The following is an 18154-nucleotide window of genomic DNA, read 5'->3' as shown; positions in this document are numbered from 1 at the left end:
TTCTCATTTCTTATTTTTTATCAACTTTTCCAAATGCAGTTAAGTATATATCTTTTAATTCTGATACAAGTGGATATCTTGGATTAGCTGGTGTACATTGATCGTCAAATGCATCTAAAGCTAATTTATCAACTGCAGCTTCAAAATCTTTTTCACTTACTCCACATTCAGCAATTGTTCTTGGTATATTAAGTTCAACTAATAATTTATTTACAGCATCTATTAAGCTATCAACGCCCTCTTCTGTAGTTTTAGCTTTTAACCCTAAGTATCTTGCTATTTCAGCATACTTCTTATCAGCTACAAATGATTTATATTTAGGGAATGCTGAGAACTTAGTTGGTTTAGTTGCATTATATCTTATAACATATGGTAATAATATTGCATTAGATCTACCATGTGATATATGGAATTCTGATCCTAATTTATGAGCTAATGAGTGATTTATTCCTAAGAATGCATTTGCAAATGCCATACCTGCCATACATGATGCATTATGCATTTTTTCTCTTGCCTCTTTATCACTACCATCTTTATATGCTCTTGGAAGATATTCAAATACCATTTGTATAGCTTTTATAGCTAATGCATCTGTATAATCTGTAGCCATTACTGACACGTACGCTTCTATTGCATGAGTTAATACGTCTACTCCTGTATCTGCTGTAACAGCTTTAGGAACTGTCATAACAAAGTTAGGATCTATTATTGCTATATCTGGAGTTAGCTCATAATCTGCTAAAGGATATTTTACGTTATTAACTTTATCTGTTACTACTGCAAAAGATGTAACTTCTGAACCTGTTCCTGAAGTTGTAGGTATAGCTACCATTTTTGCCTGTCTTCCTAATTTAGGGAACTTAAATACTCTTTTTCTTATATCCATAAATCTTAGTCTTAAATCATCAAAGTTCACTTCAGGATTTTCATAGAATAACCACATACCTTTAGCTGCATCCATTGATGATCCTCCACCTAAAGCTATTATAGTATCCGGTTTAAATTGTCTCATAACATTTGCCCCATTTAATACTGTATCTACTGATGGGTCTGGTTCTACATCTGAAAATACTTCTATCATAACTGGGTTGTTTCTCTTTCTTAAATGATAAGTTAATTTATCTACATATCCTAATTGAACCATCATTCTATCTGTAACTATCATTACTCTATTAGTATCTGCCATTTTCTCTAAATAGCTAACTGATCCAAATTCATGATAAACTCTCTCTGGTATTCTAAACCATTGCATATTATTTCTTCTCATAGTAACTTTTTTAATGTTTATTAAATTTACTGCTGATACATTGTCTGTTGTTGAGTTATTACCCATAGATCCACATCCTAACGTTAATGATGGCATATTTACATTATATATATCACCTATTGCTCCATGAGTTGAAGGTGCATTTACAAGTAATCTACCTGTTCTAACCTTTTTCCCAAACTCTAGTATTATATCGTCGCTATTTGAATGTATAACTGCAGAGTGTCCAAGACCACCAAATTCTGTCATTTCTACACATTTTTGTATTCCTTCTTTATAACCTTTTACTTTATAACAAGCTAAGACTGGACTTAATTTTTCTTTAGATAATGGATAATCATATCCAACTCCTTCAAGTTCAGCAACTAATATTTTTGCATTTTTAGGTGCATTCTTTATACCTGCCATTTGAGCTATTTTATAAGCACTTTGTCCTACTATGTCCGCATTTATTGTACAGCTCTCTTTGTTTATAACTAATCCTTCTAATAATTCTTTTTCTTCTTTATTTACGAAATAGCAATCATAAGATTTCATTAATCCTACCACTTCATCATAAATTTCTTCATCTATTATTACAGCTTGTTCTGATGCACATATCATTCCGTTATCAAATGTTTTTGATAATATTAAATCATTTACTGCTTGTTTTGCATCAGCTGTTTTTTCTATATAACATGGTACGTTCCCTGCTCCTACTCCTAAAGCTGGTTTTCCAGAAGAGTATGCAGCTTTAACCATACCTGGTCCCCCTGTTGCTAATATTAATGACACTCCATCATTTTTCATTAAAGCGTTTGAAGCTTCAATTGATGGCTCTTCTATCCATTGAATACAATCTTTTGGTGCTCCTGCTGCTATAGCTGCATCTCTAACTATTTTAGCAGCTTCAGATGAAGACTTTTGAGCCGATGGATGGAAGCTAAATATAATTGGATTTCTACTTTTCATAGCTATTATAGATTTAAACATAGTTGTTGAAGTTGGGTTTGTTACAGGAGTAACTCCTGCTATAACACCTATAGGTTCTGCTATTAACTTATAATTTTCTTCTTCATTTTCCTCTATAACACCAACTGTTTTTTTGTACTTTATACTATTATAAACGTACTCAGTTGCAAATATGTTTTTAGTTACTTTATCTTCGAAAACTCCCCTTTTAGTTTCGTCTACAGCAAGTTGAGCAAGTTCTATATGTTTATCAAGACCCTTCATTGCCATTTCTTTAACAATCTTATCTACAGCTTCTTGATCTAACTTCATCATCTCAGCTTTAGCTATATTAGCTTTTTTAACTAAATCGTTAACCTTTTCAGATGCTGTCATTTCTTTTAAACCATTCATATTCACTACCTTTTTAGCTTCTTTAGTCATTTTAAAATCCTCCCAAGATATTAGTTGATTTATATCAATGTTAGTTAATTAACAAACTTTATGTTTATATAATATATCCTGAGAAAACAATTGTCAATAATTTTTCGTTAATTTTTTATCTATTTGTAAAATATTTTTAAAATGAATTTTAAAAGTCTATTTTCATGTAATTTTTTGTATAAAAAAGCTATTGATTATTGAATCAACAGCTTTTTTTATACAAAAATTACTATTCCTTAAAATTTATAATAACTTCTTTATATCCTAAATTTTTTAGATTACCTTCTAAATTTTTCTTTATACTAATCTTAACTTCCTCTAAAAAACCTTCATCTATAACTTTCTTTTCATATTCTTTCTTGCTATTAGATAGTTCTTTTAGAACCTCATTTACCTCAACTCTATTGAATAGTGCATTTTTTACATCATATATATATACATTTTCTTCATCTATATAGTGTTCTATTATCCCCCACTTATTAATGTTTATAGTTATTGAATTTCTTGTGTTGTTTGCTATTGTTATGTCTTTTAAGTTTACTCCACCCTTTACTATCCCATTGTACTTTATAATAAAAGATTTTTCTGTGAATGGGATTTTAATATTTTTAAAGCTTTTATCCTTAGTAATAGTAACTATATTGCTATAATTGTACTTAGAAGTTGAAAGTTCTGCTACTTTTTCTATTGTATTTAATACCTTAGATGTGTCCTGTGGTGGTTTTTCGGAAAAAATTAGTCTTGATGAAATTATCCCCCCTATTAAAATACCTATAAATATAAACAGTATTAAAAGTTTATTCTTATTAATTTTTTTGTGTTTTTGTAGCAAATTTTTCCCTCCTTTTGATATAATATAAGCTACGATTAAAGTTTTTAATTTTGTTAACTTAAGAAAAATTAATCCATAAATTTTTTTAAATATGAAAGGAGATTTAAAATGACTTTATTAGTTTTCGGTCATAAAAACCCAGATACAGATTCTATCTGTTCATCAATATCATTAACATACTTAAAAAATCAATTAGGAAATACAGCTAAAGCTTATGCTTTAGGTGAAGTAAGAAAAGAAGCTCAGTACGTTTTAGACTACTTCAAAGTTGAGGCTCCAACTGTATTATCTTCTATATCAAATATATGCAAGGATGATGCTAACTTAGTACTAGAAGGTAAGCCTCAAGTTGTACTAGTAGACCATAATGAGTACGGACAAAGTATAGATGGTTTAGAAGATGCTGAATTAGTTGAAGTAGTTGATCATCATAAATTAGGAGGGATGCAAACTTCTACTCCTTTATCAATGAGATTAATGCCTGTTGGATGTACTTGTACAATAATAACTCAAATGTTTAAGGAAAATAATATAGAAATACCTTATGAGATAGCTGGATTATTAATGTCTGCTATACTATCAGATACTTTATTATTCAAATCTCCAACAACTACAGATATGGACAAAAAAGCTGTTGAAGAATTAAATAAAATAGTTAAAGTAGATGTTGAAAAATATGCTATGGATATGTTTAAAGCTGGTTCTTCATTAGATGGATTTACAGTTGAAGAAATAGTAAATATGGATTTCAAACCTTTTGATATGGAAGGTAAAAAAGTTGGAATAGGACAAGTATTTACTTTAGACATAGATGCTGTTCTTAATAAGCAAGATGAATTCTTAAACTATATAAACAGTACTGATTTCGATATGTTAGTATTAGCTATTACAGATATAATAAAAGAAGGATCTTATCTAATATACAAAGCTGAAGATAAAATAATATCTGATGCATTTGGTGTTAATGCTTCTCAAGGAGTGTTTGTTGAAGGAGCTGTTTCTAGAAAGAAACAATTAGTTCCAAATTTAACAGAATCTGTTAAGAAAAATAAATAGTATTTAATAAAATAGGGAGTAGAGATATTAATATCTCTACTCCCTATTTTATTAAATACTATTTATTTTTCTTAACAGATTCTGTTAAATTTGGAACTAATTGTTTCTTTCTAGAAACAGCTCCTTCAACAAACACTCCTTGAGAAGCATTAACACCAAATGCATCAGATATTATTTTATCTTCAGCTTTGTATATTAGATAAGATCCTTCTTTTATTATATCTGTAATAGCTAATACTAACATATCGAAATCAGTACTGTTTATATAGTTTAAGAATTCATCTTGCTTATTAAGAACAGCATCTATGTCTAAAGTAAATACTTGTCCTATTCCAACTTTTTTACCTTCCATATCAAAAGGTTTGAAATCCATATTTACTATTTCTTCAACTGTAAATCCATCTAATGAAGAACCAGCTTTAAACATATCCATAGCATATTTTTCAACATCTACTTTAACTATTTTATTTAATTCTTCAACAGCTTTTTTGTCCATATCTGTAGTTGTTGGAGATTTGAATAATAAAGTATCTGATAGTATAGCAGACATTAATAATCCAGCTATCTCATAAGGTATTTCTATATTATTTTCCTTAAACATTTGAGTTATTATTGTACAAGTACATCCAACAGGCATTAATCTCATTGATAAAGGAGTAGAAGTTTGCATCCCTCCTAATTTATGATGATCAACTACTTCAACTAATTCAGCATCTTCTAAACCATCTATACTTTGTCCGTACTCATTATGGTCTACTAGTACAACTTGAGGCTTACCTTCTAGTACTAAGTTAGCATCATCCTTGCATATATTTGATATAGAAGATAATACAGTTGGAGCCTCAACTTTGAAGTAGTCTAAAACGTACTGAGCTTCTTTTCTTACTTCACCTAAAGCATAAGCTTTAGCTGTATTTCCTAATTGATTTTTTAAGTATGTTAATGATATTGATGAACAGATAGAATCTGTATCTGGGTTTTTATGACCGAAAACTAATAAAGTCATTTTAAATCTCCTTTCATATTTAAAAAAATTTATGGATTAATTTTTCTTAAGTTAACAAAATTAAAAACTTTAATCGTAGCTTATATTATATCAAAAGGAGGGAAAAATTTGCTACAAAAACACAAAAAAATTAATAAGAATAAACTTTTAATACTGTTTATATTTATAGGTATTTTAATAGGGGGGATAATTTCATCAAGACTAATTTTTTCCGAAAAACCACCACAGGACACATCTAAGGTATTAAATACAATAGAAAAAGTAGCAGAACTTTCAACTTCTAAGTACAATTATAGCAATATAGTTACTATTACTAAGGATAAAAGCTTTAAAAATATTAAAATCCCATTCACAGAAAAATCTTTTATTATAAAGTACAATGGGATAGTAAAGGGTGGAGTAAACTTAAAAGACATAACAATAGCAAACAACACAAGAAATTCAATAACTATAAACATTAATAAGTGGGGGATAATAGAACACTATATAGATGAAGAAAATGTATATATATATGATGTAAAAAATGCACTATTCAATAGAGTTGAGGTAAATGAGGTTCTAAAAGAACTATCTAATAGCAAGAAAGAATATGAAAAGAAAGTTATAGATGAAGGTTTTTTAGAGGAAGTTAAGATTAGTATAAAGAAAAATTTAGAAGGTAATCTAAAAAATTTAGGATATAAAGAAGTTATTATAAATTTTAAGGAATAGTAATTTTTGTATAAAAAAAGCTGTTGATTCAATAATCAATAGCTTTTTTATACAAAAAATTACATGAAAATAGACTTTTAAAATTCATTTTAAAAATATTTTACAAATAGATAAAAAATTAACGAAAAATTATTGACAATTGTTTTCTCAGGATATATTATATAAACATAAAGTTTGTTAATTAACTAACATTGATATAAATCAACTAATATCTTGGGAGGATTTTAAAATGACTAAAGAAGCTAAAAAGGTAGTGAATATGAATGGTTTAAAAGAAATGACAGCATCTGAAAAGGTTAACGATTTAGTTAAAAAAGCTAATATAGCTAAAGCTGAGATGATGAAGTTAGATCAAGAAGCTGTAGATAAGATTGTTAAAGAAATGGCAATGAAGGGTCTTGATAAACATATAGAACTTGCTCAACTTGCTGTAGACGAAACTAAAAGGGGAGTTTTCGAAGATAAAGTAACTAAAAACATATTTGCAACTGAGTACGTTTATAATAGTATAAAGTACAAAAAAACAGTTGGTGTTATAGAGGAAAATGAAGAAGAAAATTATAAGTTAATAGCAGAACCTATAGGTGTTATAGCAGGAGTTACTCCTGTAACAAACCCAACTTCAACAACTATGTTTAAATCTATAATAGCTATGAAAAGTAGAAATCCAATTATATTTAGCTTCCATCCATCGGCTCAAAAGTCTTCATCTGAAGCTGCTAAAATAGTTAGAGATGCAGCTATAGCAGCAGGAGCACCAAAAGATTGTATTCAATGGATAGAAGAGCCATCAATTGAAGCTTCAAACGCTTTAATGAAAAATGATGGAGTGTCATTAATATTAGCAACAGGGGGACCAGGTATGGTTAAAGCTGCATACTCTTCTGGAAAACCAGCTTTAGGAGTAGGAGCAGGGAACGTACCATGTTATATAGAAAAAACAGCTGATGCAAAACAAGCAGTAAATGATTTAATATTATCAAAAACATTTGATAACGGAATGATATGTGCATCAGAACAAGCTGTAATAATAGATGAAGAAATTTATGATGAAGTGGTAGGATTAATGAAATCTTATGATTGCTATTTCGTAAATAAAGAAGAAAAAGAATTATTAGAAGGATTAGTTATAAACAAAGAGAGCTGTACAATAAATGCGGACATAGTAGGACAAAGTGCTTATAAAATAGCTCAAATGGCAGGTATAAAGAATGCACCTAAAAATGCAAAAATATTAGTTGCTGAACTTGAAGGAGTTGGATATGATTATCCATTATCTAAAGAAAAATTAAGTCCAGTCTTAGCTTGTTATAAAGTAAAAGGTTATAAAGAAGGAATACAAAAATGTGTAGAAATGACAGAATTTGGTGGTCTTGGACACTCTGCAGTTATACATTCAAATAGCGACGATATAATACTAGAGTTTGGGAAAAAGGTTAGAACAGGTAGATTACTTGTAAATGCACCTTCAACTCATGGAGCAATAGGTGATATATATAATGTAAATATGCCATCATTAACGTTAGGATGTGGATCTATGGGTAATAACTCAACAACAGACAATGTATCAGCAGTAAATTTAATAAACATTAAAAAAGTTACTATGAGAAGAAATAATATGCAATGGTTTAGAATACCAGAGAGAGTTTATCATGAATTTGGATCAGTTAGCTATTTAGAGAAAATGGCAGATACTAATAGAGTAATGATAGTTACAGATAGAATGATGGTTCAATTAGGATATGTAGATAAATTAACTTATCATTTAAGAAAGAGAAACAACCCAGTTATGATAGAAGTATTTTCAGATGTAGAACCAGACCCATCAGTAGATACAGTATTAAATGGGGCAAATGTTATGAGACAATTTAAACCGGATACTATAATAGCTTTAGGTGGAGGATCATCAATGGATGCAGCTAAAGGTATGTGGTTATTCTATGAAAATCCTGAAGTGAACTTTGATGATTTAAGACTAAGATTTATGGATATAAGAAAAAGAGTATTTAAGTTCCCTAAATTAGGAAGACAGGCAAAAATGGTAGCTATACCTACAACTTCAGGAACAGGTTCAGAAGTTACATCTTTTGCAGTAGTAACAGATAAAGTTAATAACGTAAAATATCCTTTAGCAGATTATGAGCTAACTCCAGATATAGCAATAATAGATCCTAACTTTGTTATGACAGTTCCTAAAGCTGTTACAGCAGATACAGGAGTAGACGTATTAACTCATGCAATAGAAGCGTACGTGTCAGTAATGGCTACAGATTATACAGATGCATTAGCTATAAAAGCTATACAAATGGTATTTGAATATCTTCCAAGAGCATATAAAGATGGTAGTGATAAAGAGGCAAGAGAAAAAATGCATAATGCATCATGTATGGCAGGTATGGCATTTGCAAATGCATTCTTAGGAATAAATCACTCATTAGCTCATAAATTAGGATCAGAATTCCATATATCACATGGTAGATCTAATGCAATATTATTACCATATGTTATAAGATATAATGCAACTAAACCAACTAAGTTCTCAGCATTCCCTAAATATAAATCATTTGTAGCTGATAAGAAGTATGCTGAAATAGCAAGATACTTAGGGTTAAAAGCTAAAACTACAGAAGAGGGCGTTGATAGCTTAATAGATGCTGTAAATAAATTATTAGTTGAACTTAATATACCAAGAACAATTGCTGAATGTGGAGTAAGTGAAAAAGATTTTGAAGCTGCAGTTGATAAATTAGCTTTAGATGCATTTGACGATCAATGTACACCAGCTAATCCAAGATATCCACTTGTATCAGAATTAAAAGATATATACTTAACTGCATTTGGAAAAGTTGATAAAAAATAAGAAATGAGAATTTTCAGAAAATAAATTGACTAGTGAAGAATGGTATACTATACTTTGATTATAAGTAATAAATAAAGGGGCCTATTAAGGCCCCCTTATTTATTTGCAATTATAGTGCTTGTTTAGTAAAAATTACTTTTTCCTTATCGTTTTTAATAGATATACTTGAATTTGAGTAATCAATTTCAAAGTTTGCGAATGCAGAGAATAAATCAATATCTCTCATAAGATGCACTGTCATTAAATTATTTAATTTATTGAATCTAAGTATTATTGATCTAACGAATGGAAATTGTAACCTTGATGCAAAGAAAATACTACTATCGCCACAATCTATATCTAAGCTTCTATAATTAATATCAATAAATAAATCTATATCGTTATCTTCCTCTCTTATAATTCTATAGTCAAATTCTGTATCTAAATTTAAATTTCCTATTTTAATCATAAACAACAACTCCTTAATAGTTATTAATAAACTATTATACTCCAAAAATTTTAAATATCAATATTATAATAAAAAAGAGCTTTCATCGGGGGAACGAAAGCTCACAATTGGGGAGATTGAGTTAAATATTGTTTAAATATTTATATATTATATTATTACCTCAATTTTAAGTTTTATAACACAAAAATCAAAAAAACTCCCTAAAATTTTAGGGAGAAAGAATTATTTTTTATTTATAAATTTAGGGCCTAAGTATTTTTTTATATCTTCTTCTGAAGAAAAGTCATCTAATAGTATTTCTCTACCGCTATCTTCTAATATTACTAAAACTTCGCAATCACCTTGTAAGAAGAATTTTCTAACAGTATCTTCTCTTACTTCCCTAACTTTAGTTACGTTTTTTTTCTTCTTTTCATAATCTTTTGTATAGTAACTTTCCATCATATTTATAACTTTTGTATATCTATTCATATAAAAGTACCTCCTAATAAGTTTCGAAAAAATATGTTATAATAAGTGTTTGTATTAACCTAATAATTATAACAAGGAGTATTAATAATGGCTAGCCTAAAAAAGATTGATATAGAGAAAAGCATAAATTTTGCAAAAGAAAATAAGTTAATAGATGAGTTAAATAAAGTATATGAATCTGTACCTAATGGAAATTGTACAGGGTGTGGTAATTGTTGTATGGAATCAGTAGGTATAAATTTAATTGAATTTATAAATATATACCATTATTTAAGCCTTGATGAAGATTTAAGAAAAAAATGTTTGAGTAAGGTTATAGATTATTATTTCTTAGAATATGTAAAAAAGAGTCCCTGTCCATTTAAAGATGAAAATAATAGATGCTTAATTTATGAAGTTAGACCTTTAAATTGCAGAATATATGGACACTGGACAAAAGAGGACTATAACTCAAACTTAGAAAATATAAGTAATAGAAATAAAGAGTATGCATCTTTAATAAAAGATAAATATAAATTTGAAATTAATAATGATGTTGTGAATTTTAAAATAAATTACTGTGAATCATTTAAACCAAATGATAGATATTTGAGAAAAGATGAAAGACTTAACTTTGCAGATTCTATGATGGTATTAGATTCGAAAATTTATTCAAAAGGAATAATGAATATAGAATTCAAGGATAGAGGTATCGTAGAGTATTTTATAGAATCATTATTATACGAAGATACAGCTTATAATATAAAAATAAGAGTATCAAAAGATGAGAGCGTAAGAAAGTGTGCTTTAGATAGATTAAAAACAATAGTATTGTAAGGTGATTCTAATGAGATTTAAAAATATAAAAGGAAACTCTTTTTACATAAGAGGAGGAACAAACACTGGGGTTTATGTGTTTAATGATAAAAGTGCTTTGATTATAGATCCAGGGCTTCCAGGTGTTAGACCTAGAAATATAATTAGAGACTTAGAAAAAGAAGGAATAACCATAAAATGGATGATAAACACGCATGAACACAATGACCACTATGGAGCGGGATATCAATTTAAAGAAAAATACCCTAATTTAGTAAATATGTCTAGTTTCTATTCAAAGTTGTATATAGATAATCCTATCTTATTTTCTACATATATAATGGGTGGAAATACTAATGAATTTTTCGATAATATATTAATGAGTAAAAATATGAAAAATGTAAGTATAGATAGGACTATAAAACCAGGAAAATTACATATAAATGGAGAATATATAGAAATAATTGATTTAAAAGGCCATACAGCTGGTTCAGTAGGAGTGCTAACTAAAGATAAGGTGCTTTTTTTAGGAGACATGCTAGTAGGCGAGGAACTTTTATATAAGTTTGATTTGTTATTTATATTTGATGTAGAAGCATATTTAAATTCATTGGATTTATTACAGACAATAGATTTTGAATATGTTGTGTTAGGTCATTGCAAAAAAGAGTTAGATAAATTTGAAACATTAGACTTATTAAAGAAACATAGAGAGTCAGTAAATAAATATTTAAATCAAATAAGAAATATAATGAAAGAGCCTAAAAGCTTAGAGTCTATTTTGAAAATTATATTGAATGAAAACAATTTAAGTTATAATTATAAGGAATATCACTTCTTTAAGTCAACGTTGGTTGGAATGATAAGTTACCTAAATAAATTAGGTGAAATTAAATATTTTATAGAAGATGGAGATGTTCTTTATTATACAAAATGAATATAATTTATGTTAAAATATAGAAGTTGACAAATCTGAAAATAAAGGGTGAGAAATAATGGAATACGAAAAGTGGGATAAGATACTTGTTCCTTATGAACACGCTGTGGAAGAACTGAAAGTTAAATTTAAGAATACAAGAAAAGAGTTTCTAAAAAGAGGAGAGTATTCTCCTATAGAGTTTGTAACAGGAAGAACTAAAAAAATTTCATCCATAATATCAAAAGCAAAGAGGCTAGATATTGCTAATTTGGAAGATATGGAAGATATAGCTGGAATAAGAATAATGTGTCAATTCGTTGAAGATATATATACTATAGTAGATCTTATAAAATCAAGAAATGATATGGAGATAGTCTACGAAAAGGATTATATTGAAAACTTTAAAGATAGTGGATATAGAAGTTACCACGTAATAATAAGATATCCTATAAACACTGCGTTAGGATATAAAGAAATTCTATGTGAAATTCAAATAAGAACTCTAGCTATGAACTTTTGGGCTACGATAGAGCATTCTTTAAAATATAAATATGAACACTATATACCAGAGGATTTAGCTATGAGATTGAGAAGAGCGGCTGATGCAGCATTTTTACTAGATCAAGAGATGAGCGAAATTAGAGAGCATATAATGAAAGCTCAAGTTATGTATCAAGTTAAATCTATAACGGTTAGAGATGTTTTAGGAAAAATACAAGAGCTTTACGATTTAGGTGAAACTCATAAAGCTATAGTATATCAAAGAAGATTAGATAGGATTGATACGGAAAGAGATATAACTGAAATACTAGCTTTAAAAAATGAGATAGATACCCTTTTAGAAGGGTATAATAAAAAAAGAAGAGGGTAGTAATCTCGCTTCTTTTTTTTACGCTTAAGAAAATCAAATATAATTTAGAAAGGACATTAACATGAGTTTATATGCAATAGGAGATTTACATTTTTCAACTGCTGTTAATAAGCCTATGAACATATTTGGAGATAACTGGGATAATCACGAAGAGAAGATAATTAATAGTTGGAAAAGTGAAGTTAATGAAGAAGATACAGTATTAATTGTTGGAGATACATCTTGGGCTATAAATATGAACGAGGCAGAAGAAGATTTAAATATAATACATAATCTTCCTGGAAAAAAGATATATGTAAAAGGAAACCATGATTATTGGTGGACGACAGTAGCAAAATTAAATAAATTATATGATGATATGAGTTTCTTACAAAATAACTTTTATCAATATGAAGAATATGCAATTTGTGGAACTAGAGGATGGATATGCCCTAATGATGTTAAATTTACAGAAGATGATGAGAAAATTTATAAAAGAGAAGCTCATAGACTAAAACTTTCTTTAGATGCAGCTAAGAAGGCTGGATTTAAAAAGACAATAGTTATAACACATTACCCACCGACTAATGATAAACTAGATCCATCTTTATTTACAGAAATATATGAGTCTTACGGAGTTGAAAAAGTGGTATATGGGCATTTACATGGAAAAGAATCATTTAAAATGGGATTAAAGGGAATTAGAAATGAAGTTGAATATAATTTGGTATCTTGTGATTATGTAGATTTTAATTTGATAAAAATTATGGATTAATTAATAAAATATGGTAAATACTATTAATATATCAAACCTGAAATATAAACTTTAGGTAAAGGAGTTGTTAATGTGAGATGGGCATTAGTAATTTTGCTTTTATATATATTGCCTTTATGGGTCTTGTTTAAAAACAAAGATGATTTTAAAAGGGCAAGTATATATGGAGGTATGTATGTAGTAGTTGCCACTGTTATAGTAATCTGTAATATATATATAAGTACGATAAATAAAATAGAAGAAATTTTAGAATATAGAAGTTATGCTTTTAATGAACAGTATGAAGATAACCAAGAAAGCAAATATAAAAATGAAAAAATAGAAGCTAAAGAATCCGAGTTAAGGGAAACTAAGAAAGTTGAAAATAGTGAAAAGCAATCTTCAAATACAGAGAATGATTCTAAGAAAGAAGAATATAATACAAATGAAGTAGATAGTGTATCTATGCAAAAAAGTGATAAAGAGACAGTACAAAACTTTAAAAGTGAAATATATAAAATAGAAAGAAAAGCATTAGTACCTATGAGGGAATGCCTTCCAAATACTAAAAATTTAGATATAAATGTTAAGACTATAAACAAAGCTAAAAAAGATGTTGCATATGCTAAAGAAATGTGTGATGAAGTAGTGCAAACTTATGAAGACATGGAAGTACCTAAACTTTCTAATGAAGATGCGACTAACCAATTAGAATATTCTAAAATATGTGTACAAAAGGCTTATATTTTAAGGGGCAAAGCTATGGAATGTGCACAAACTATGTTAAAAACTAAAAACTTAAAGTATATAAGTCAGATAAAAGAATATCTTAGCTTATCTGATAAGGAAATTAAAAATTTTTTAGATACAATAAAAAGTTTATAGAAATTTGATATAATGTTTAACGTAGAACATAAAAAGCTTGTATTGTACAAGCTTTTTTTATGCTTTTAGTTATAGATTATTCAGACATATAAGTAACCAAAGTGAATTTTTTTAAAACACAAACATATACTAAATAGTGTTATTTTGATTTATAATATCTAGTATGTTATAATGTGTTAACTACAATAATATAAAGTTTTATTTGGAGGTAAAAATGGGAAAGTTAAATATATGCATAGATATAGATGGAACGATAACTAATCCATATCATTTTATTCCGTACTTAAATGATATGTACAATAAAAAAATAACAGAAGAAGATTGTGTAACACATAAGTTAGAAGAATTATATCAAGTAGAACTAGATGATTTATTACAATCATTCCACACTGATTTCATTCATGCTTACAAAGAAGCTAATGTTGTAGATGGAGCTAAAGAAGTTATAAAGGAATTAAATGAAAATCATAACTTGTACTTTGTTACAGCTAGAAGTGAGATATTGAAGGATATAACTACAGGATGGCTATCTGATAATGATTTAGGATATATAGATGTACACTTATTAGGAAGTGATTACAAAGTTAGTAAAGCAAAAGAATTAGAATGTAATATATTTATAGAAGATAATCCAAGTAATGCTGAACAATTGGCATCTGAAGGATTAACTGTATTATTATTAGACAATAATTATAACAAGAATATTGAAAATGAAAATATAATAAGAGTAAAAAATTGGGATGATATAAAGGCATTTATATTAAGTCTCCAATAAACTTAAAGTGGGGGGCTAGATAGTTGTTAGAAGTTAAAATAAATAATAAAAAACAAACAATAAGTATAAAAAGTAAAGATATAAAACACATGTTAAGTGAACGTGAAGACTTTATTAGTGTTCAAGATATATCTAAAGATATAAAAGAAGACAGCATAATGGCATTTGATTGTCAGTTAGATGATAGTATGTTTTCAGTAGAAGAGATTAATGAACTACTTGAAGAACTAGGTGAAGAAGCTACTGTAGAAGAATTTCAAATATTATTTGAAGATGTAAGAGCTTTTGTAAAAGATATTACAGATGAAATTGAGTCGGATTTAAGAGAACAGTATTTAAATGATGATATAAGATGCTTTTTTAATGTTTATAGTATAGATGAAACATTTACAGATTTTAAGTTGGTATTTGTAATAAGCTTTAAAGATATAAGCATTGCATCACTTACTAGCTTGACTGAGTTAATAGGAAAAAAACAATTAAATGGAGATTCTAAATTTTATAGCTAAAAATAGTTTTGGGGATGCCTTAAATAAAAACATTTAAGACACCCCCATTTTAATGTAAAAGAATATAAATTGTAATAATGAAAAATTAAAAGTATAATAATACCTATAAAATAAGATGAATAAAAATAAAAGAAAGGATGGAAATGGGATGCCACAAATAAAAATAAGAGGAATAAATGAAACTGATGTATGTAAAATAAGCGAGAATATGATAGATAAATTAGTTGAAGCAGTTAAATGCCCAAGAGATTATTTTGAAATAGAGTGTATAAAGTCAGTTGCTATAAGAGATGGAAAGATTGCAGAGGTATATCCTTTTGTAGAAGTTGCATGGTTTGATAGAGGACAGGAAGTTCAAGATGTAGTTGCTAAAATTATAACTGATAGTATAATAAATAATTTAGATGTAGAAAGTATGGATTTAGCTTTTACAGTCTTTGAGAAAGAAAAGTATTATGAAAATGGAGAACATTTTTAAAGGAAGGTACAGATTATGGCTAAAAAACAACGATTAGATAAAGTACTTTCTAACTTAGGCTATGGAAGTAGAGCTGAAATAAAGAGAGATTGCAAAAATGGACTAGTTAAAGTAAATGGGAAAATAGAAAATAACCCGGGTCTTCAAGTTGATACGGATAAAGATATCATAAATTTTGATGGAGAAACTATAGAATATAAAGAATTTATATACTTAATGTTAAACAAACCAGATGGATATATATCAGCTACTTTTGATAAACATGATCCTATAGTTTTAGATTTAATAGATAAAAAATCATTAGCATTTGAACCGTTTCCAGTAGGAAGGTTAGATAAGGATACTGAGGGGTTATTAGTATTAACTAATGATGGACAATTATCACATAGGGTTTTATCACCAAAGAGTCATGTTCCTAAAACTTACTTTGCAGAAATTGATGGAGTTGTAACAGAAGATGATATAAAAGCTTTTAAAGAAGGAGTAATATTAGATGATGGCTATAAAACTATGCCAGCAGAACTTATTATTCTTGAAAGTGGAGACGTATCTAAAATAGAGCTTACTATACATGAAGGTAAGTTTCATCAAGTAAAAAGGATGTTTGAAAGTGTAGACAAAAAAGTTACGTACTTAAAGAGACTTTCTATGGGAAAACTAAATCTAGATGAAAGTTTAGAGTTGGGAGAATATAGAGAATTAACAGAAGAAGAAGTTAAATTAATAGAAGAAAGATAATTTTGTATACGGAGGATTAAAGAGTGAAAAGAAGAGATATTATAGAATTTGAGATAGATAAAATGGAATTTGGAGGAACGTCAGTAAGTCGTTTAGGAAATAGAGACATATATATGAAAGGCGGAATAACTGGACAAAAAGTTAAGGCTTCGGTTAAAAAAACTAAAAGTGGAAAAGCTGAAGTAAAAATGATGGAACTTTTAGAAAGTTCACCACTAGAGACTGAAACACCATGCAAGCATTTTAACGTATGTGGTGGGTGTAGTATGTTATCTGTGCCTTATGAAAAACAATTAGAAATAAAAGAAAGACAAGTAATGGATTTATTTTTAGAGCAAGATATATTTGGATTTAACTTCCAAGGTATCGAGCAAAGTCCTCAAACTAAAGAATATAGAAACAAAATGGAGTATACTTTCGGAGATGAAATGAAAGATGGACCATTAACTTTAGGATTACACAAAAAAGGGAAACATATTGATATTTTAACTGTTGATGGATGTTTTTTAGTAGACAATGATTTTATAAATGTTTTAACATCTACAGTAGAATATTTTAACGAAAAGAATACACCTTATTACAGAAATATGAGTCATAAAGGTTATTTAAGAAATCTTGTAGTAAGAAAAGGTATAAATACAAATGAAATGATGGTTAACATCGTTACATCATCTCAAGAAGATTTCGATATGACAGAATATAAAGATATGCTTCTAAACTTAGACTTAAAAGCTGATTTAGTAAGTATATTACACACAATAAATGACGGGTTAGCAGATGCAGTTAATTGTGATGAACTAATAGTTTTACATGGAAGAGATTATATACAAGAAGAACTTTTAGGCCTTAAATTTAAGATATCTCCATTCTCATTCTTCCAAACAAACACAAAAGGTGCTGAAGAATTATACAAAATAGCTAGAGAGTTTGTCGGGGAACATAATGATAAAGTAGTATTTGACTTATATAGTGGGACTGGAACAATAGGACAAGTTATGGCTGAAAAAGCTAAAAAAGTTTATGGTATAGAGATTATAGAGGAAGCTGTTGAAGCTGCAAATAAAAATGCAAAATTAAATAACTTAACAAATTGTGAGTTTATAGCAGGAGATGTAGCTAAAACAGTTAATAAATTAAAAGCTAAGCCAGATATAATAATAGTAGATCCACCAAGACCAGGAGTTCATAAAGATGCTATAAGAGATATATCAAAATTTGATTCTAAAGAGATAGTTTATATATCTTGTAATCCAAAAACTTTAGTATTAGACTTAGTAGAGTTTAAAAAATATGGATATGAGGTAGAAAAGGTTAAATGTATGGACATGTTCCCAAATACTCCTCATGTTGAAACAATTGTAAAATTATATAAGAAAAATTAAAATAATATAAACTAAAAAAGCTATCTCGATTTACGAGATAGCTT

Annotated in this window: 18 protein-coding genes; 13 read left to right on the top strand and 5 right to left on the bottom strand. The window is 28.2% G+C overall.

Annotated features, from left to right (window positions below; all coding sequences use genetic code 11):
• Positions 1-10: 10 nt before the first annotated feature.
• Together adhE (RWY47_RS00685) and RWY47_RS00690 are read right to left on the bottom strand one after the other, a co-directional pair.
• The gene (gene adhE / locus RWY47_RS00685) at positions 11-2641 is read right to left on the bottom strand and encodes a bifunctional acetaldehyde-CoA/alcohol dehydrogenase (protein ID WP_150841901.1); all 2631 of its coding nucleotides are present in this window, start codon (positions 2639-2641) and stop codon (positions 11-13) included.
• 229 nt (positions 2642-2870) lie between these two features.
• Entirely contained in the window at positions 2871-3473 is a 603-nt protein-coding gene (locus tag RWY47_RS00690) for a DUF4230 domain-containing protein (protein ID WP_021428438.1), read from the bottom strand.
• Between the two features lie 108 nt (positions 3474-3581).
• Here RWY47_RS00690 and RWY47_RS00695 point away from each other — a divergent pair, with 108 nt between their 5' ends.
• On the top strand, positions 3582-4529 hold the full coding sequence (locus RWY47_RS00695; RefSeq protein WP_150841900.1) for a manganese-dependent inorganic pyrophosphatase: 948 nt from the start codon (positions 3582-3584) through the stop codon (positions 4527-4529).
• A 58-nt stretch (positions 4530-4587) separates the two neighbouring features.
• Here the strand turns inward: RWY47_RS00695 and RWY47_RS00700 are convergent, their stop codons facing one another.
• The gene (locus RWY47_RS00700; RefSeq protein ID WP_150841900.1) at positions 4588-5535 is read right to left on the bottom strand and encodes a manganese-dependent inorganic pyrophosphatase; all 948 of its coding nucleotides are present in this window, start codon (positions 5533-5535) and stop codon (positions 4588-4590) included.
• Positions 5536-5643: 108 nt separating this feature from the next.
• On the opposite strand from RWY47_RS00700, the gene RWY47_RS00705 reads away from it, so the two are divergent.
• A complete protein-coding gene (locus tag RWY47_RS00705; protein ID WP_021428438.1) occupies positions 5644-6246 on the top strand; it encodes a DUF4230 domain-containing protein in 603 nt (200 codons plus the stop codon).
• Between the two features lie 229 nt (positions 6247-6475).
• Positions 6476-9106, top strand: a complete 2631-nt coding sequence (gene adhE, locus RWY47_RS00710; protein WP_150841901.1) for a bifunctional acetaldehyde-CoA/alcohol dehydrogenase — start codon at positions 6476-6478, stop codon at positions 9104-9106.
• A gap of 109 nt (positions 9107-9215) precedes the next feature.
• On the opposite strand, the gene RWY47_RS00715 is transcribed toward adhE (RWY47_RS00710), so the two are convergent.
• Both RWY47_RS00715 and RWY47_RS00720 read right to left on the bottom strand, forming a co-directional pair.
• Entirely contained in the window at positions 9216-9554 is a 339-nt protein-coding gene (locus RWY47_RS00715; protein ID WP_021428442.1) for a hypothetical protein, read from the bottom strand.
• A 222-nt stretch (positions 9555-9776) separates the two neighbouring features.
• Positions 9777-10025, bottom strand: coding sequence for a hypothetical protein (locus tag RWY47_RS00720; RefSeq protein WP_021428389.1), 249 nt, complete (start codon positions 10023-10025; stop codon positions 9777-9779).
• 87 nt (positions 10026-10112) lie between these two features.
• Between RWY47_RS00720 and RWY47_RS00725 the strand changes: the two genes are divergently transcribed.
• From RWY47_RS00725 to rlmD, 10 genes are all read left to right on the top strand, one after another.
• Positions 10113-10841 (top strand): YkgJ family cysteine cluster protein, encoded by a 729-nt coding sequence (locus RWY47_RS00725; protein WP_021428409.1) that lies wholly within the window; start codon positions 10113-10115, stop codon positions 10839-10841.
• A gap of 10 nt (positions 10842-10851) precedes the next feature.
• Positions 10852-11757, top strand: coding sequence for an MBL fold metallo-hydrolase (locus tag RWY47_RS00730; protein WP_150841902.1), 906 nt, complete (start codon positions 10852-10854; stop codon positions 11755-11757).
• 58 nt (positions 11758-11815) lie between these two features.
• Entirely contained in the window at positions 11816-12610 is a 795-nt protein-coding gene (locus tag RWY47_RS00735; RefSeq protein WP_021428441.1) for a GTP pyrophosphokinase, read from the top strand.
• A 61-nt stretch (positions 12611-12671) separates the two neighbouring features.
• Positions 12672-13364, top strand: a complete 693-nt coding sequence (locus RWY47_RS00740) for a metallophosphoesterase (protein WP_021428461.1) — start codon at positions 12672-12674, stop codon at positions 13362-13364.
• Between the two features lie 72 nt (positions 13365-13436).
• Positions 13437-14228 carry a hypothetical protein gene (locus RWY47_RS00745; RefSeq protein WP_224170632.1) on the top strand — a complete coding sequence of 264 codons (792 nt, stop codon included), beginning with the start codon at positions 13437-13439 and terminating at the stop codon, positions 14226-14228.
• A 214-nt stretch (positions 14229-14442) separates the two neighbouring features.
• A complete protein-coding gene (locus RWY47_RS00750) occupies positions 14443-15003 on the top strand; it encodes a 5' nucleotidase, NT5C type (protein WP_021428469.1) in 561 nt (186 codons plus the stop codon).
• A 23-nt stretch (positions 15004-15026) separates the two neighbouring features.
• Positions 15027-15512 (top strand): hypothetical protein, encoded by a 486-nt coding sequence (locus tag RWY47_RS00755; RefSeq protein ID WP_021428520.1) that lies wholly within the window; start codon positions 15027-15029, stop codon positions 15510-15512.
• A gap of 148 nt (positions 15513-15660) precedes the next feature.
• Positions 15661-15990 carry a DUF1904 domain-containing protein gene (locus RWY47_RS00760; RefSeq protein WP_150841904.1) on the top strand — a complete coding sequence of 110 codons (330 nt, stop codon included), beginning with the start codon at positions 15661-15663 and terminating at the stop codon, positions 15988-15990.
• 15 nt (positions 15991-16005) lie between these two features.
• Positions 16006-16728 (top strand): pseudouridine synthase, encoded by a 723-nt coding sequence (locus tag RWY47_RS00765; RefSeq protein ID WP_021428518.1) that lies wholly within the window; start codon positions 16006-16008, stop codon positions 16726-16728.
• A gap of 23 nt (positions 16729-16751) precedes the next feature.
• Positions 16752-18110, top strand: a complete 1359-nt coding sequence (gene rlmD / locus RWY47_RS00770; protein ID WP_142730569.1) for a 23S rRNA (uracil(1939)-C(5))-methyltransferase RlmD — start codon at positions 16752-16754, stop codon at positions 18108-18110.
• Positions 18111-18154: the final 44 nt, after the last annotated feature.

The organism is Paraclostridium sp. MRS3W1, assembly GCF_032465715.1.
Classification (GTDB): Bacteria; Bacillota; Clostridia; order Peptostreptococcales; family Peptostreptococcaceae; genus Paraclostridium; species Paraclostridium dentum.
Note: the sequence above shows the minus strand (reverse complement) of the source record. Positions and strands in the feature narration are given on the sequence as shown.

What these genes read in the sequence shown, in the direction of transcription:
- RWY47_RS00695 (WP_150841900.1), top strand. Translation starts at nt 3,582, where the DNA reads ATGACTTTATTAGTTTTCGGTCATAAAAACCCAGATACAGATTCTATC.
- RWY47_RS00720 (WP_021428389.1), bottom strand. Translation starts at nt 10,025, where the DNA reads ATGAATAGATATACAAAAGTTATAAATATGATGGAAAGTTACTATACA.
- RWY47_RS00765 (WP_021428518.1), top strand. Translation starts at nt 16,006, where the DNA reads ATGGCTAAAAAACAACGATTAGATAAAGTACTTTCTAACTTAGGCTAT.
- RWY47_RS00715 (WP_021428442.1), bottom strand. Translation starts at nt 9,554, where the DNA reads ATGATTAAAATAGGAAATTTAAATTTAGATACAGAATTTGACTATAGA.
- RWY47_RS00730 (WP_150841902.1), top strand. Translation starts at nt 10,852, where the DNA reads ATGAGATTTAAAAATATAAAAGGAAACTCTTTTTACATAAGAGGAGGA.
- adhE (WP_150841901.1), bottom strand. Translation starts at nt 2,641, where the DNA reads ATGACTAAAGAAGCTAAAAAGGTAGTGAATATGAATGGTTTAAAAGAA.
- RWY47_RS00735 (WP_021428441.1), top strand. Translation starts at nt 11,816, where the DNA reads ATGGAATACGAAAAGTGGGATAAGATACTTGTTCCTTATGAACACGCT.
- RWY47_RS00740 (WP_021428461.1), top strand. Translation starts at nt 12,672, where the DNA reads ATGAGTTTATATGCAATAGGAGATTTACATTTTTCAACTGCTGTTAAT.
- RWY47_RS00725 (WP_021428409.1), top strand. Translation starts at nt 10,113, where the DNA reads ATGGCTAGCCTAAAAAAGATTGATATAGAGAAAAGCATAAATTTTGCA.
- RWY47_RS00700 (WP_150841900.1), bottom strand. Translation starts at nt 5,535, where the DNA reads ATGACTTTATTAGTTTTCGGTCATAAAAACCCAGATACAGATTCTATC.
- adhE (WP_150841901.1), top strand. Translation starts at nt 6,476, where the DNA reads ATGACTAAAGAAGCTAAAAAGGTAGTGAATATGAATGGTTTAAAAGAA.
- RWY47_RS00760 (WP_150841904.1), top strand. Translation starts at nt 15,661, where the DNA reads ATGCCACAAATAAAAATAAGAGGAATAAATGAAACTGATGTATGTAAA.
- RWY47_RS00750 (WP_021428469.1), top strand. Translation starts at nt 14,443, where the DNA reads ATGGGAAAGTTAAATATATGCATAGATATAGATGGAACGATAACTAAT.